Annotated in this window: 12 protein-coding genes and 1 tRNA gene; 11 read left to right on the top strand and 2 right to left on the bottom strand. The window is 59.7% G+C overall.

Annotated elements, in window-relative coordinates; genetic code table 11:
- The 11 genes from ccoN to ENZ75_RS03775 form a co-directional block, all read left to right on the top strand.
- Positions 1-1,610: cytochrome-c oxidase, cbb3-type subunit I (gene ccoN, locus ENZ75_RS03825; protein WP_128277903.1), on the top strand; the 1,610-nt coding region annotated here is incomplete at its 5' end.
- Positions 1,610-2,341, top strand: coding sequence for a cytochrome-c oxidase, cbb3-type subunit II (ccoO, locus tag ENZ75_RS03820; protein WP_063169224.1), 732 nt, complete (start codon positions 1,610-1,612; stop codon positions 2,339-2,341). The genes ccoN and ccoO, both read left to right, overlap by 1 nt.
- An 11-nt stretch (positions 2,342-2,352) precedes the next feature.
- On the top strand, positions 2,353-2,502 hold the full coding sequence (locus ENZ75_RS03815; RefSeq protein ID WP_024502864.1) for a cbb3-type cytochrome c oxidase subunit 3: 150 nt from the start codon (positions 2,353-2,355) through the stop codon (positions 2,500-2,502).
- 2 nt (positions 2,503-2,504) lie between these two features.
- Positions 2,505-3,368 (top strand): cytochrome-c oxidase, cbb3-type subunit III, encoded by an 864-nt coding sequence (ccoP, locus tag ENZ75_RS03810; RefSeq protein ID WP_063169223.1) that lies wholly within the window; start codon positions 2,505-2,507, stop codon positions 3,366-3,368.
- 167 nt (positions 3,369-3,535) lie between these two features.
- A complete protein-coding gene (gene ccoG, locus ENZ75_RS03805; RefSeq protein ID WP_063169222.1) occupies positions 3,536-5,095 on the top strand; it encodes a cytochrome c oxidase accessory protein CcoG in 1,560 nt (519 codons plus the stop codon).
- Positions 5,092-5,589, top strand: a complete 498-nt coding sequence (locus ENZ75_RS03800) for a FixH family protein (RefSeq protein ID WP_063169221.1) — start codon at positions 5,092-5,094, stop codon at positions 5,587-5,589. The genes ccoG and ENZ75_RS03800 overlap by 4 nt, the downstream gene beginning before the upstream one ends.
- Entirely contained in the window at positions 5,586-7,865 is a 2,280-nt protein-coding gene (locus ENZ75_RS03795; RefSeq protein ID WP_063169220.1) for a cation-translocating P-type ATPase, read from the top strand. Before ENZ75_RS03800 ends, ENZ75_RS03795 begins: the two co-directional genes overlap by 4 nt.
- Positions 7,866-7,870: 5 nt before the next feature.
- Positions 7,871-8,026, top strand: a complete 156-nt coding sequence (gene ccoS / locus ENZ75_RS03790) for a cbb3-type cytochrome oxidase assembly protein CcoS (RefSeq protein ID WP_081714250.1) — start codon at positions 7,871-7,873, stop codon at positions 8,024-8,026.
- A gap of 728 nt (positions 8,027-8,754) precedes the next feature.
- A complete protein-coding gene (locus ENZ75_RS03785) occupies positions 8,755-9,372 on the top strand; it encodes a hypothetical protein (RefSeq protein ID WP_063169219.1) in 618 nt (205 codons plus the stop codon).
- A gap of 280 nt (positions 9,373-9,652) precedes the next feature.
- Positions 9,653-10,834: a 5-demethoxyubiquinol-8 5-hydroxylase UbiM gene (gene ubiM, locus ENZ75_RS03780; protein ID WP_024502870.1), complete on the top strand. Its 1,182-nt coding sequence runs from the start codon at positions 9,653-9,655 to the stop codon at positions 10,832-10,834.
- A gap of 175 nt (positions 10,835-11,009) precedes the next feature.
- Entirely contained in the window at positions 11,010-12,911 is a 1,902-nt protein-coding gene (locus ENZ75_RS03775) for an EAL domain-containing protein (protein WP_082826564.1), read from the top strand.
- Positions 12,912-14,364: 1,453 nt separating this feature from the next.
- Here the strand turns inward: ENZ75_RS03775 and ENZ75_RS03770 are convergent.
- Complete coding sequence (locus ENZ75_RS03770; protein ID WP_063169217.1) at positions 14,365-15,687, bottom strand: integrase; 1,323 nt, start codon at positions 15,685-15,687, stop codon at positions 14,365-14,367.
- A gap of 114 nt (positions 15,688-15,801) precedes the next feature.
- Positions 15,802-15,891 (bottom strand) — tRNA-Ser (locus tag ENZ75_RS03765).
- Between the last annotated feature and the right edge of the window lie 380 nt (positions 15,892-16,271).

Below are 16,271 nucleotides of genomic sequence, written 5' to 3'. Positions count from 1 at the left end.
GCACAGAGATCGTCCTTCTAAGCGTGTTCGCTTTTGCGGCCCTGGTGGCCGCCGGCTTCGGCGTGGATGATCCTTTCCGCCGACACATGTGGGTGTTGTTCTTCGCAGTGGCTGGTTTCACTGCGATCCTGTTGCGCAACACGGAGTTCAGGCCAGCAGCTCCGATTGACCCATCCGCTTACATGGATGGTCCGATCCGCTACGGCGCGATCGCCACCGTGTTCTGGGGTGTCGTCGGCATGCTGGTCGGCGTGGTGATCGCGCTGCAGCTCGCCTACCCCGATCTCAACATCCAGCCCTGGTTCAATTTCGGTCGTTTGCGGCCGTTGCACACATCCGGTGTCGTTTTCGCCTTCGGCGGCAACGCGCTGCTTTGCACGTCTCTGTATGTCGTGCAGCGCACCTGCCGCGCGCGCCTCTTCGGCCGTGATCTCGCCTGGTTCGTCTTCTGGGGCTACCAGCTGTTCATCGTCATGGCCGCGACCGGCTACCTGCTCGGCATCACCGAGGGCCGCGAGTACGCCGAACCCGAATGGTATGTGGATGTCTGGCTGACCATCGTCTGGGTCGCCTACCTCATTCTGTTCCTTGGCACGATCCTGAAGCGCAAGGAACCGCATATCTACGTGGCCAACTGGTTCTACCTGTCGTTCATCGTGACCATCGCGATGCTGCATGTGGTCAACAACCTGTCCATACCAGTCTCGTTCCCGGGCTCCAAGAGCTACTCCGCCTTTTCAGGGGTCCAGGACGCCTTGACGCAATGGTGGTACGGCCACAACGCGGTCGGCTTCTTTCTCACCGCCGGCTTCCTCGGCATGATGTATTATTTCGTGCCCAAGCAGGCGAACCGGCCAGTCTATTCGTACCGGCTGTCGATCGTCCATTTCTGGGCTATCATCTTTCTCTACATCTGGGCCGGGCCGCATCACCTGCACTACACCGCCTTGCCCGATTGGGCGCAGACGCTCGGCATGGTGTTCTCGATCATGCTGTGGATGCCGTCCTGGGGCGGCATGATCAACGGCCTGATGACGCTGTCCGGCGCCTGGGACAAGCTGCGCACCGATCCGATCATCCGCATGATGGTGATGGCCGTCGCCTTCTATGGCATGTCGACCTTCGAAGGCCCCATCATGGCGATCCGGGCGGTCAATTCGCTGTCGCATTATACCGACTGGACCATCGGGCACGTCCATTCGGGTGCGCTCGGCTGGGTCGGCATGATCTCGTTCGGCGCGATCTACTACATGGTCCCGAAGCTCTGGAACCGTCAACGGCTCTACTCGCTGAGGCTCGTCACCTGGCACTTCTGGCTGGCGACACTCGGGATCGTCGTCTACGCCGCGGTGATGTGGGTGTCCGGCATCATGCAGGGCCTGATGTGGCGCGAATATGGCGAGCAGGGCTTCCTGGTCTACTCCTTCGCCGAAACCGTCGCCGCCATGCACCCCTACTATGTCCTGCGCGCCATCGGCGGCGCCATGTACCTCTCCGGCGCCCTGATCATGGCCTGGAACATCACCAGGACCATCCTCGGCCACCAGCGCGAGGAGGAGCCGATGCCGAGCCCCGTCGCCATCCGACCTGCGCGATCAGGAGCCAGGTAATGGGCTTGATGGACAAACACGCAATCATCGAGAAGAACGCCACGCTTCTTCTCGTTGGCTCGCTGCTCGTGGTGACGGTCGGCGGCATCGTCGAGATCGCGCCTCTCTTCTATCTCGACAACACGATCGAGAAGGTGGAAGGCATGCGCCCCTATTCGCCGCTCGAACTTGTCGGGCGCAACATCTATATGCGCGAGGGCTGCTACCTCTGTCATAGCCAGATGATCAGGCCGTTCCGCGACGAAGTTGAGCGCTATGGCCACTACAGCCTGGCTGCCGAGTCCATGTACGATCACCCCTTCCAGTGGGGATCGAAGCGCACCGGGCCGGATCTCGCCAGAGTTGGCGACCGCTACTCGAATGCATGGCATGTCGCGCATCTTACCGACCCGCGCTCGGTGGTGCCGGAATCGATCATGCCGAGCTATGGGTTCCTGAAAGACACGCCGATCGACGTGAAGGATTTCTCGACGCATCTGGTCGCCAACAGGCTTGTAGCCGTCCCTTACACCGATGACATGATCGCCCACGCCAATGCGGATCTGGCGGCGCAGGCCGATCCCAATGCCGACACATCAGGCCTTGAGGCGCGTTACCCAAAAGCCAAGATCGGCGACTTCGACGGCAACCCGCAACAGGTCACCGAAATGGATGCCCTGCTCGCCTACCTGCAGATGCTTGGCACACTGGTCGACTTCAAAAATTACGACGAAGCCGCCGGCTACCGCTGAGGAGAACGCTGATGACCTACAATTTGATGCGGGCGTTTGCCGACAGCTGGGGCCTGGTTGCGATGGCGCTGTTCTTCGTGGGGTGCATCGCCTTTGCCCTACGCCCCGGCAGCCGAAGGCTGGCCGACGAAGCGGCCCGCATTCCGCTCGAGGACGAGTGATCATGAGCGACGAGCATATCGATGAAATCTCTGGCGTCTCGACCACCGGCCACGAATGGGATGGTATCCGGGAGCTGAACAACCCGCTTCCCAGATGGTGGGTTATCACTTTTTACGTCACCATTGTCTGGGCGATAGGCTACACCATTGCCTATCCAGCATGGCCTCTGTTGCACTCGGCGACAACGGGTGTGCTCGGCTATTCCAGCCGCAACGAGGTCAGGAACGAGCTGACCGCGGCTGAGGCCGCCAAGGGCAAATATATCTCGGCGGTGGAGTCCAAGAGCGTCTCGGAAATCGCCGCGGACGACGGCCTGCGCGAATTCGCAATCGCCGCCGGTGGCGCCGCTTTCAAGGTCAATTGCGTACAATGTCATGGCTCCGGCGCCCAGGGTTCCAAGGGCTTTCCCAATCTCAACGACGACGACTGGCTGTGGGGCGGCAAGGCCGAGCAGATCCAGCAGACGATTACGCACGGCATCCGCTTCGCATCCGATCCGGACACGCGCCTGTCGGAAATGCCGGCCTTCGGCGACATCATTACCGCCGACCAGATCGCACAAGTCAGCGCCTACGTGGCCAGCCTTTCCGGCAAGGTCCGCGATGCAAGTCTGATCCAACCCGGCGCCAAGGTCTTTGCCGAGAATTGCGTGGCCTGTCACGGCGACAATGCAAAAGGCAACAGGGAATTCGGCGCCCCCGACCTGACCGATGCGATCTGGCTCTATGGATCCGGTGAGACAGCCATCGCCGCACAGGTCCGTGCGCCAAAACAGGGCGTCATGCCGGCCTGGGTTGGCCGTCTCGGCGAGATCAAGGTCAAGGAACTTGCAGTTTATGTCCATTCGCTTGGCGGCGGAGAATAGGAATGGAAGGTCCTATTCTTCGGTCCCCCCTGCCAAGCGGACGAGGCCCGGCGTGAGCCGGGCCTCGACACCATCCCTAATGCGATCTGCACAACCCGGCAAGGCTATCCTACGGCGAGGCTTTACGACAGGTGCCCCTGACATTGGCTGGGAAAGTGGAGTTGCACATGCGTGACAAGACGCAGTTGACAGGGCTCGAAACAGAAACTGTCAATTCCGCCAAAACCCGCAAGCCGCTTTATGCCGCGCGTCAAAAGATCTTTCCGAAGCGCGCCTCGGGCAACTTTCGTCGCTTCAAATGGCTGGTGATGACGATCACACTTGGCATCTATTACCTGGCTGCGTGGCTGCCTTGGGCTCGCGGTCCATTTGCCCCGGACCAGGCAGTCCTGCTCGATCTCGCGAACCGGCGCTTCTACTTCTTCTTCATCGAGATATGGCCCCAGGAATTCTTCTATGTGGCCGGCCTCCTGGTCATGGCGGGCGTCGGTCTTTTCCTGATCACCTCGACTGTCGGCCGTGCCTGGTGCGGCTATGCATGCCCTCAGACGGTGTGGGTCGATCTGTTCCTCGTCGTCGAACGTGCGATAGAGGGCGACCGTAACGCTCGCATGAAACTCGATGCAGGCCCCTGGACCGCCCGCAAGCTGATGCTGCGCTTATCGAAGCACGCCGTCTGGCTGGTCATCGGTGCGGCGACCGGCGGCGCCTGGATTTTCTATTTTGCCGATGCGCCGACGCTGGTTGGCGAACTCTTCACCGGCACCGCGCCACCCGTCGCCTACATCACTGTCGCCGTGCTGACGGCTACCACCTACACGTTCGGCGGTCTGATGCGCGAGCAGGTCTGCACCTACATGTGCCCATGGCCGCGCATCCAGGCAGCGATGCTCGACGAAAGTTCTCTCACCGTCACCTACAATGACTGGCGCGGCGAACCGCGTTCTCGCCACGCCAAGAAGGTCCTTGCCGCAGGGCTGCCGGTCGGTGACTGCGTCGACTGCAATGCCTGCGTCGCGGTCTGCCCGATGGGGATCGACATCCGCGATGGCCAGCAGATGGAATGCATCACCTGCGCGCTGTGCATAGACGCCTGCGACGGGGTCATGGACAAGCTCGGCAAGGAGCGCGGGCTGATCTCCTATGCGACACTGTCCGACTACAACGCCAACATGATGCTGGCGACCGCGGGCGGCTCCAGTTCAGTCAACCCGTCGCAGGTCAGGACCGCTGATGGCCTGTTCTCCGACAAGGTGGCGCATTTCCATATCCGCAAGATCTTTCGGCCACGCACCTACGTCTACATGGGTATCTGGTCGCTGATCGGCCTGGGTCTGCTCTATTCGCTGCTGACGCGCGATCGGCTCGAAGTCAACGTGCTGCATGATCGCAATCCGCAATTTGTCACGCTGTCCGACGGCTCGATCCGCAACGGCTACACCGTCAAGCTGCTCAACATGATCCCCGAGCCAAGGACGATCGTTGTCGCGATTCAAGGCTTGCAGGGCGCCGAGATGAGCGTGGTCGGCGACGACATCCCGGAAGGCCGTTCTTTTGCCATTCCGGTCGAACCCGACCGCCTGAAAATGCTGAAGGTCTTCGTGCGCCAGCCGGCGGATCAAATCCAGGGCACAGCGCAGACCTTCAAGTTCCGTGTCGAGGACAAGGCGAGCTTCGAGGCGGACGAATACACCGCCACCTTCAACGCGCCGGAGACTGCCAGATGACCGCTAACGCTGAAAAACCCCGCGTATTCACCGGCAGGCACATGCTGGCCATCATCCTAGCCTTTTTCGGGGTGGTCATCGCGGTCAATCTGACGATGGCAACGCTCGCCAACACGAGCTGGACCGGCCTTGTCGTCGAAAACACCTATGTGGCGAGCCAGCAGTTCAACAAGAAGGCCGAGGAGGGGCGGGCGCAGGCAGCGCTCGGCTGGACCGGCAAGCTGACCATCGCATGGGGCGAGGTCCGCTATAGCCTTACCGACGCCGTCGGCAAGCCGATTGCCTTGCATGGCGTCAAGGTGCTGTTTCGCCATCCCGCCTACGAGAAAGAGGACAAGGCGGTCAACCTCGCCCTCGCCTCCGGCCAGGAATTCGCAGCCCAGCACATGCCGAAGGATGGCGTCTGGATCGTCGAAGTCGACGCTGACGCCGGTCTGGCCGAGCCCTACCGCGAAGTCCGCAGGATCATGATTTCCCATGGAGCGCTGAAATGAGTTGTTGTGCACCGGGCGCCGAAATGGCGCTTGATCTGGGCAGCACCACGTCGGTCCTGCCGTCTAGTCAAGAGATCAGGCTGGCGAGCCGATCGCTTGGAGATGATCTCCGCCAAACCGATCTTTCGGTGCCGAGCGTTCATTGCGCAGCTTGTATCCAGACGATCGAGACGGCGTTGGGAACGCTCGATCGCGTCGAGAGCGCCCGCGTCAACCTGTCGACGAAACGGGTCTCGGTCCGCTGGCGTGGCGACGAGGTTCCACCGTTCGTCGCCGCGCTTGGACGGCTCGGCTACCAGGCGCATCTCTTCGCCCCCGAGATTGATGAAAAGGACAGGACGCTTTCGGAGTTGATCCGCGCCGTCGCGGTTGCCGGGTTCGCGGCGGGCAATATCATGCTGCTTTCGGTCTCTGTCTGGTCCGGGGCCGAAGGGGCTACCCGCGACCTGTTTCACTGGGTCTCCGCATTGATCGCCATCCCAGCGCTCGCCTTCGCCGGCGGCATCTTCTTCCGCTCGGCCTGGAATGCACTGCGCCACGGCCGCATGAACATGGACGTGCCGATCGCGGTCGGAGTGTCGCTCGCTTACGCCATGAGCCTCTATGAGACGATCAACCATGGCGACCACGCCTATTTCGACGCGTCGGTTTCGCTGCTTTTTTTCCTTTTGATCGGCAGGACGCTGGATCACGTGATGCGCGAACGTGCCCGCACCGCGGTGAAAGGCCTGTCGCAGCTGGCCGCACGCGGCGCCATGGTGCTGCGCGGCGATGGCGCGCGCGACTATCTGCCGGTTGGCGAGATCGAACCGGGGATGCAGCTGCTGATCGCGGCCGGTGAAAGGATCCCCGTCGACGGCAAGATCATCCACGGAGCGTCTGATCTCGACTGCTCGCTGGCCTCAGGCGAAAGCGCGCCGAAAAACGTGGCGCCGGGCGAAGCCGTGCAGGCCGGCGTGCTCAATCTTACCGGCCCGCTGACGATCGAGGCGACCGCCGCCGCGAAGGATTCGTTCCTCGCCGAAATGGTTCGGCTGATGGAAGCCGCAGAGGGCGGTCGCGCGCACTATCGCCGCATCGCTGATCGCGTGTCGGCACTCTACGCGCCCGTGGTTCATCTCACCGCCTTCGTGACATTCCTGGGTTGGATGGCGGCGACGGGCGACTGGCACCGGGCGATGACGATCGCCATTGCCGTTCTGATCATCACCTGCCCGTGCGCGCTCGGCCTCGCCGTACCGATCGTTCAGGTGGTCGCCGCGCGGCGTCTGTTCGAGAACGGCATCATGGTCAAGGACGGTTCGGCCATGGAGCGCCTGGCGACGATTGATAACGCAGTGTTCGACAAGACCGGAACGCTCACGCTCGGACAACCCCGGCTCCTCAATGCATCGTCGATCGATCCGGCCATGCTGGCAATCGCGGCAGACATGGCCGCGCACTCGCGTCACCCGTTTTCAAAGGCCATAACCGGCTTTGCCGCTCCTGGCGGGCAACACAAATTCGATGCCGTCACAGAGCATCCGGGGTTCGGGATCGAAGCCACTGTCGCCGGAAGCATCTGGCGGCTGGGTCGACGCGGATGGGCTGGATGGAAGGCCCGGACCGGTGGTGAAGGCAACCATGGCTATGGCGGAACGGTGCTGACAAAAGACGGGTTCATTGTCGCGACCTTCGATTTCGAGGATGCGCTGCGCGCCGACGCGGCGGCGGCGATCAAGCGATTGAACGATACTGGGGTGTCGATGCAAATGCTGTCGGGCGATACCGCAGGTGCCTGCGGTGAAGTTGCAAGAATGCTGGGTGTCGAGGACTTCGTTCCGTGCCTGCTGCCGTCGGGCAAGGTCGAGCGCATCGAGACCCTGGCGAAAGACGGACACAAGGTTCTGATGGTTGGCGACGGCCTCAACGACACGCCGGCGCTGAGCGCGGCGCATGTCTCGATCGCTCCGGCCACCGCCGCCGACATTGGCCGCAATGCCGCCGACTTCGTATTCCTGCGCGAAAGCCTTCTGGCAGTGCCTCTCGCGCTGGACGTCTCGCGCAAGGCGGGACACCTGATCCGCCAGAACATCGCGATTGCGATCGTCTACAATGCCGTCGCCGTGCCGATCGCCATCCTGGGCCACGCCACGCCTTTGTTAGCGGCGATTGCCATGTCTGCCTCATCGGTGCTTGTTATTGGAAACGCATTGCGCTTGCACGGCTTCGGGGCGAATGCGACGCTGCAAGTTATTCAAAAAGTCGGACGCTCCGCAGTCAGCTATTCGGCATAATCCTCGTGACGACGTTGCTCTATCTCATACCAGTGGCCCTTTTTCTGGGTGCACTGGGTGTGTCCGGCTTCGTCTGGGCATTGCGAAGCGGTCAATACGAAGATCTCGACGGAGCCGCCGAGCGGATACTAATTGATCGGGACGACAAACCGGAACGCTGATTTCAATCCGCTGTGCATAAGATGCGCGGATCGCGCTCGTCAGTCGAGCCGGCTCGGTCGGGAACAAGCTGTCCATGCTCCATGCTCCATGCTCCATGCTCCATGCTCCATGACCATCTTGACCTAAGCTGCACACTACATTTGTGAAAAGCCTCTGTCGTGCGAAGGACTGCCTCCCATTGCACCCAGTATGAGGCGTGTGATGCCACGAGAGTACCTCGCGTGGCCGGACGAGAGCTTGGCAATGTGCGCACGGGTTCCAAAGTGGAACGTCACGGTCGATCACCTGACCGTGAACCGCCAGTGCCGATTGGTCATGTCTGGCTGATCCAGATCAGGGTCATACTCATCGGCGTGGTCTATTGACCAGTCTTCGACGGAGAAATGCATGACTTACGGAAAGATTGGTCGTCATTATCAGCACCTTCACGGTTCTGGGTTTTCTGTCGTGTGGTCGGCCATGCCTTGTGCTTACGGCGCAGCCATTAGCTGACCGGCGTCGTGTGTATCTCGCTTGCTGGCTGACCATCCGCGTGGCTTGCGCGGACAGGGGGCCGATCAACAGCTTTCGCCTTTGATGGGTTGTGTGCGTCGTTGCCGATCCATCCCGATTCCCGGCCCGCGCCTTGAGGCTATGCGACGGTACCGGAACCCAGCGCACGTCACGCGGTTCCGCGCGCGTGGTGTCCGCTCGTCACGACGATGAACGAACAAGCGGCTGGAGTACCATGAACACCGTACACATCATCGACTGCCACAATGCAAATGACTACTTCGCCGACAGGCAAGAGGGACCGATCGTGCAGCACTTGTTAAAGGCTGTCAACATCCGCGCGGAGCTCCAAATGGCGTTGAACCGAACGAAATTTGGTGAGGCTGTAGTACGAGCGATGGAGGCGGAGTGCGACGTGCTTCACATCGCCGGGCACGGCAATGGTGACGGGATCGCTTCGTCCAGTGGGCGAAGTGGCCTTCTTTGGGCTGACTTCGTAAAAATGTTCCAGGGCTCGCATCCAGCGCCGAAGATCCTCGTGATGTCAACGTGCTGCGGAGCATCATCGGGGTTGGGACGTGCGTTTTCGAAATCGATCAACCGTCCGAAGTTGATCATTGGTTCGAGTGACGCGCGCTATTTCGACGACTATGTCGCCGCGTGGGCTTTGCTCTATCGGCGACTGAATTGCAAGGACATCGACATCGAAGCCATGCAGCAGGTTCTTGATGAGATATGCGCGGTCGTGGATAAAAGTTTCCGCTACCTTGGCTGGGATGACGAGAGAGAGCGCTACGTTCGATACCCTCACCCTCGCAAGAGAGCCCGCTTCGACGTCGTGGAGCGTGAGTAGTATGCGCAAGGGTTCCAGGTGGAATGTGGCGATCGATGCGGCGCGGCCGTCGCTGACCAGCGTCGCGAGTGTCTCGCTTGCTGGCGGCGATCTGCGCGGCTGCGCGGCGAAAGGGCGGGATCGGTTAGCCGCATCCACCTCTGAGCGCTTTGAGTGCTTCGTTGCCGATCGATGCGAATCTCCCGGCCCAGCGCCTTTAGGCAATGCGGCGGGCACGGAGCTCATGTCACTCGGCTCAGTTCCACCGTTACACGAGGATAGGCGACCGGATGGCGGCACGCTGATGGGCTCTGACGATAATTTTGACATCGTTGTCGTTGGAGCCGGCCCGGTCGGCCTTTCGTTCGCTGCGTCGCTTGCCCAAAGCGAACTCAAGGTGGCAGTTGTTGAACAGAACACATTCGATAGTCTGGCGAATCCGGCTTTCGATGGTCGCGAAATCGCGCTGACCAACGCTTCGATCAGAACCCTTCGCGAGCTCGGCGCCTGGGATGTCATCCCGGCTTCGGACAAATCAGCACTTCAAGGCGCGCGCGTGCTCAACGGCTCGAGCGCATTCGCTCTTCGTTTCGATCCTCCCAGCAACTCTGGAGAACCGCTGGGGGTTTTGGTTCCAAATTGCCGGATCCGCGAGGCGCTGTTCAAAATCGTCCGCTTGCAGGATCGCGCCCGGCTGTTGTGCGGCCACTCGGTCGTCGATGCAACAAACAGCCAAGAAGGAGCAGTCGTAACGCTCTCTAATGGCGCGCGTTTAACTGCTCGGCTGGTTGTTGCCGCGGATTCGCGTTTGTCCGCCACGCGTGATCTGCTAGGCATCGGCGCCGATATCAACCGGCTTGGCCACTCGATGCTGATTTGCCGAGTGAGGCACGAGCGCGCCCACCACCAGATCGCCATCGAATGGTTCGATCACCATCAGACGATAGCGATATTGCCCCTCGCGGAGGGCATGTCGTCGCTGCTGCTCACATTGCGCTCAAACGAGGCCTATAGACTGCTTGCCTTCGATGATGATTTGTTCCTGTCGGAGTTGACGAAACGGTGTCGAGGGCGCCTTGGAAAAATGACCTTGGCAAGCAAGCGCCACACCTATCCGCTGGTCACGACCTGGGCGCACAAATTCCGGGCGCCGAGCGCCGCACTCATCGGCGACGCTGCCATCGGCATGCACCCGGTGACCGCTCACGGATTCAACATCGGTCTCAGCAGCCAGAAGCAACTCGCCCGTGGAATCATGACTGCGTGCCGCGACGGCCGCAATGTTGGCGACCCCGACATGCTGCATATATACGAAAGGCGGCTGCGCCTGTCGGCGGCGCCGCTCTACCATGCAACGAACATATTGGTTGGACTCTACTCCAGAGACCACCTGGCGGCACGGCTTGCAAGGCATCTGGGGCTTCGCTTTGCCCAACATGTTCCCCTTGTCCGGCATGGGATTTCGGCGGAGCTCCAGCGGTGATACTGCACCAGCAGTCGCATTTTTGCGCGTGCTGGGCGAGCGATGAGAGAGTGCATGATGCACCGGAGTAATCCTGCTCCCCGACGCTGATCTCCGATTGAAGAATTAACCCGTCCTTCAGGGGGGCTGCATAGGCTGCGGACAAGCAGGAGTAAGCAAGCTGACCCGTCCAGCCTTGGAAAAAGAAGATCCGCTGGAGGCGAGAATCCTTCAGGACCAGCTCGCTGATCTGAGGGCAGGCCTTTTCGTCTCAATGCCGATAAGCATTGTGCTGTCCGGGCTGATTTTGACCGTGCAGGCCCTTTCCGGGAACGGTCTTGCTGGCGCGGCCTGGTTTTCGGTCGTTAATGCGATAAATGCCGCCCGCCTTGCACTCGCCCGTCATCAGCTGAAGGAACCCGGAGTCCAGGATGATCTGACACGGGTTTGGCTGCGGCTTCGCTGGTTTGGCAGGCTTGCTCTTCTGGCGGGATTCACCTGGTCATTCCTTGCCGTCCTAACGGCTGGATACACGACGTCTCAAGCATCGCTGCATCTAATAATTCTGGCGGGCATTTCAGCTGGCGCGGTCACGTACGGCAGCTCATATGCTGCGGCAGCGATATGCTTCATCACACCGCCACTCCTCATTGCCGCCGCATGTTTGCTGACGAAGGGAGCCCCGGAAAACTACATTCTGGCTTTTGCCGTCCTGCTTTTCGAGGGCGGCCTGGTTCGATCCTCGTTCGTTGGACAAGCGCGCTTCCGTGACGCGAGCCGCCTGAGACATCAAGCCGAGCGGCTTGCCGCGGAAATGGAGCGCAATTCCAGGGAGGACCATCTTACCGCGCTCCTCAACAGGCGGGGCCTCGAACATGCAATCGATCAGTTTGAGAACACCGATGGACCCTTTGTGGCCATGCTGATTGATCTGGACGGGTTCAAATCTGTCAACGATACCTACGGTCACAGAACGGGTGACGAGCTGCTTGCCAGGATCGCCCGCCGAATAGAGGAAGAAGCACCGGAGGGCTCAACGCTCGCCCGCATCGGTGGGGATGAATTCGTGCTGGTTTTTTCTTCGCGAAAGAATTCTCCTTCTCCCACCAATCTCGCGTCCAATCTCATAGCCAAGCTTGCTCGCCCCTATCCTGGGATCGCATCAGTCCGCATTGGAGCGTCTATAGGAATCTACTTGGCTGAAAACCCCGGACTAACGGAAATGTTGTTGCGGGCCGACATCGCCCTTTACACAGCTAAGCGCCGCGGCAGGAATGAATTTTGTCTGTTCGATGCCGAGCTAGCCCGGGAGTTGCAACGCCGCCAGTCAATCGAACGCGATCTTCATTCGGCGATAACGATGAGAAGCTTGGTCGCTTGGTTTCAGCCAATCGTAAGACTCGAAACTGAAGCCGTCGTCAGTTTTGAAGCCTTGCTAAGATGGTCTCACCCGCTTCACGGTCCCATTTCTCCGCCCGAGATCATGACAGCGGCACGCGAAACTGGAATGCTTCAGCTGCTAACTCAAACGGTATTCGCCGACTGTTGCGCTCTTATCGAGGGCTTGGTCAAAGCTGACCGTCGTGATGTTCGTGTGGCGATGAATGTTTCACCGTGCGAGTTGGAAGCTGGCGATATTGACGAGATGATTCTTAATGGTCTGGCGGCAAAAGACCTCCCTGCAACGATGTTCGACATCGAGATTACCGAAGAAGCCCCAGTGGATCCGGACAGAGTGGATGAAAAGCTCGCCCGGCTTTCACATGCTGGCATTTCTATCGCGCTCGATGACTTCGGCACCGGTTTTTCGACGTTGGCATCGCTCAAGGACAGTCGGATCAGGAAGGTGAAAATAGATCAGGGCTTCGTTCGCGGCTTAGCCAAGTCCCGGGAGAATCGGCTGCTTGTCAAAGCGGTGATTGATCTTGGTAGGACGCTCGGGATCGAGGTCATGGCCGAGGGCGTTGAAACAGAGGCAGATCGGCAAACTCTGTACAAGCTTGGCTGCAGAACCGCGCAGGGCTTCCTGTTCTCTAAGGCAGTGCCTCTCCATTTGGCACTTGATTCGGTAGTAAAAGAGCACGCGAAGGAGTTGTGACCGGCCTCTCCGTCCGTGCTGCTCGCGGAACTTTCATGTGGGGTGGACCTGACGCGCGAAAGCCGTTTCGGACGGTAGAGTTATTACGGGGGCGAAACTGAGCACGTGGTTTGGATAGCAGCAATCCGGTCCACCGGCGCACATGCAGCGGCTTCATACAAGCGTTCAAGTTGCGAGATGAGCTTGAGTGAACGACGTCGGAGAATTGCGTCCTTTGGACGCTGGTTTCGCGGTTCCCGTAGGATTCGATTACGGGAAGCGTTCTTGGCTGCTTCTCGGCTCAGCGCTCATCGGGATGAACAACGTACCCGCGGTCAAGGTCTTCGCGACCTCAACCCAGTCACCATCCCGCAACAGCAGCGGTCGGGTCCTGATCAAGCGCTCAGCCTCAGCACAGGTGCTGGAGCAACGGTAGAGCGCGGAAAACGTGTATCGGAATGCGCTGGCTCACCATAGGAAGCTGCCACGGCATGTCGAATGTCCCCAGGGGGCGGACCGTTCCCTTGCATTTGTCTCGATGACGGGCTCTCAAAGCTAAAGCCAAGAGAGCTTTATAAAAATCGCACCCGATCGGCTGCGCAACGACGACCAGCTGAGGCCCGATCGGGTGCTAAGGTCGTGCCAAAAAAGGCGCGTCACTGTCGCATTTCTAGCCGGCTTGCGATCGGACGTCATCTCTTGGCGATCGCTGCCCCTTCTCTCAAATGCGCTTAGCGGCGCCGATGGCGAATAGCGCAAGCTTTTCCACCCGTTTCTACTCCACTACCGAGACTCGTCACCAACCTCCTTTTATTCGCTTCCATATGGCCCATCCTGTCTCCAATCGAGGAGGAGCGCGAACATGGGCCAAGCCGTAGAACGTCTCAGTCTCGGGAATTCTTCTGCTCGCCAAACTGCCGTTGTCGCCGGCACCATATTTGGCAGGGTGACAGTGCACGACAAGATATCAGGCGTTCTTGTCTGGGCTGAACTATGCTTGCAAGCCATAACCCAAAAATCGCCGATCCCTTTGAATTCGAGCCGGATGAATGGGTGTTTCAAAATTTTTGGCGGTTTTAGGCAGAACCCTCCGATGGCCCGCGTACCGGTCAAGCTTCGTGAGCACTTTAGGTTCGTCGATCAGGCATAGGTTTCTTTCCCATGCCACATGCTGGCCGTTTGCCTAGTTCGGAAGCCCTCGAGAGGCGTTGCTCGTCTTGGTATGGCGTCGCCCCTTTTTCCGATCCATCGGCCACGGAGCTAGAATGGTGTCTAGCTGTTGCCGCCTACTTGGTCATCCGGCATGGAGATGCCTATATACCGACCTTCGAAAGGCTGGAATACGAGGTCGAACAAATGCGGCGGAAGCTCGGAAATCGCGAGCGAGCGCAGCGCGTGCTGGCCACGCTCAACCTAAATGGCTCGGACAGCTGGAGCCGTGAGGTTGGTTCTCAAGGCCTGGATGGCGCCGCAATCACATTCGCCCGGGCGGGGTAAAAGCGATTTTTTGGAGCCACTCGCGCTTTTGCGCTAACGAAGGTCCCGCGCCGTATTTGGGCCGGATCCATTTGTGGCCCATCAGAGAAGCAATTACCTTCTCCGGCGCCTCAACTGCCGTCAGCCGGTCCTCGAAAGTGTGTCGCAGGCTATAAAGACTATGCTCGGAAGTCGGCAGAAGTTCCTTGCTGGCGAGCACCTTGTTGACGAGCGCTGAAAGTGACGCGGCCTTGTCGCGATAACGAGGAAAGCCGTCCGGATGGAGCTTGATGGCTGCAAGTGCGCCGCCAACCAAGGGAATGTCACGGGCTGAATGACCGGTCTTCAAGCGACGGCCATTGGGGCGCACCCGCACATGCGGGATTTCTCGATCGAGGTGGATTGTTTCGGTGGTGAGGTTTGCCGCTTCAGAAAGCCTGAGTCCGGTATCGGCAATCACATAGATTAGATGGCGGGCTTCGTCATTGAGTCCGTCGAGCGCGCCTTCAGCGAGTATCTTCTCCTGAATGAACTCCGCTGTGAACGCAGCGCGTTGCCCGGGGACGGCGCCGGAAAGACGCAGGTTTCGAAAAACCGGCTCCAGCTTGAGCTGGTGAGTCAGATCGACGACGCGCAGCATTTTCGAAACATGGCCGATGTCCTTGTTGGCCGTACCGATATCAAGTCCATCCTCAACGATCCGCTTTTGCCACCACTCGCGGAACGCGATTGCGTCGTCCCGAGTGAGGCTTGCGATCTCCTTGTCGCCAATGACTCCAACCAGATTGGCAACTGCGCGCTTTTTGGGGTTACGCCATTTCTTGATTTGGTTGGGCGACATGGTCAGCAAGTTCTGTTGCTCGATCGTCTCGAATTCCTTGATAAGACCGCTCAGGCGGACCGCTGGCCGCTTCTCCCCACCCATGACGGCCGAGACGTCCTGCGCGTCCTCGATCGATTTTTTGTCGAGGAGCAGCTTGATACGGGCCATGAGTTCGTCGAGCGGCCCCGCTGCTAGTTCCTCGTTAGTGCGATAGGCCAATCCAAATGACCGCGCGCGCTTCCTCGCGGCTTCGAAACGCAGCCCCGCCTCGGCGGATTGGCCTTCCCGCAGTCTACGCCAATACGCCTCCAGCCCCGCGCCGAGGCTTTGCACTGCATCTCGCGCCCGTACACCGCGGGGATCGTCAGCCACGGCGACGCCCGTGGAAATGCGTACTAGGCAGCGGCGATCAAACGCCGCGAATTCCTTCGGCACCCTGCGGACGAGATACCAGATGCCTTCACGTTTATGCGGCTTTGGCGCTGCGGAACGTCGCATTATCTTTCTCTAATGTTACACAGTTTGTTACACAGTCTAAGATATGTTTCGCTTCGTGCTGGTCAAGCGCAACAAGGAAGCTTTTGAAAGGAAAGGATTTTTATGGAAGCTAAATGGCGGAGAGGGAGGGATTCGAACCCCCGATGGGCTTGCACCCATGCCGCATTTCGAGTGCGGTGCATTCGACCACTCTGCCACCTCTCCGCGGTCATGGTCGGCCGTTGCCGGCGCGGCGCACTAGATAACGGCTGAACGGGCAGGTTACAAGGCCAATCCGTCAGTTATTTGGCTTGCCGGGCAAGCAGCGGATTCGCGACGGTTCAGCGGCGGCGAGGCCTGGGTAGGTTGGTAACCAGTCACGCGTGCTTGCCTCGACGACGGTCACGTCGTGCAGTCGTGCTGACACGCTCGATCCTTCGGCCGCCAACAACAGTCCCGACAACAGCTGTTTGCCTTGACTCGCACTCAACCTTCGGTTAGGGACAGCGCGCAATAGGCGTGGAGGGTTCTTCCGCGCCGCTTGTTTTTTGAACCCGCAGACTGACAAAAAGACGGCTGAACCGCCAGAGGCGGCTCATCAAGGC

It is taken from the genome of Mesorhizobium sp. M7A.F.Ca.CA.002.04.1.1 (genome assembly GCF_004022805.1).
In the GTDB taxonomy this organism is placed as follows: domain Bacteria; phylum Pseudomonadota; class Alphaproteobacteria; order Rhizobiales; family Rhizobiaceae; genus Mesorhizobium; species Mesorhizobium ciceri.
The sequence above is the reverse complement of the archived record's forward strand: the minus strand, read 5'-3'. Positions and strand labels throughout refer to the sequence as shown.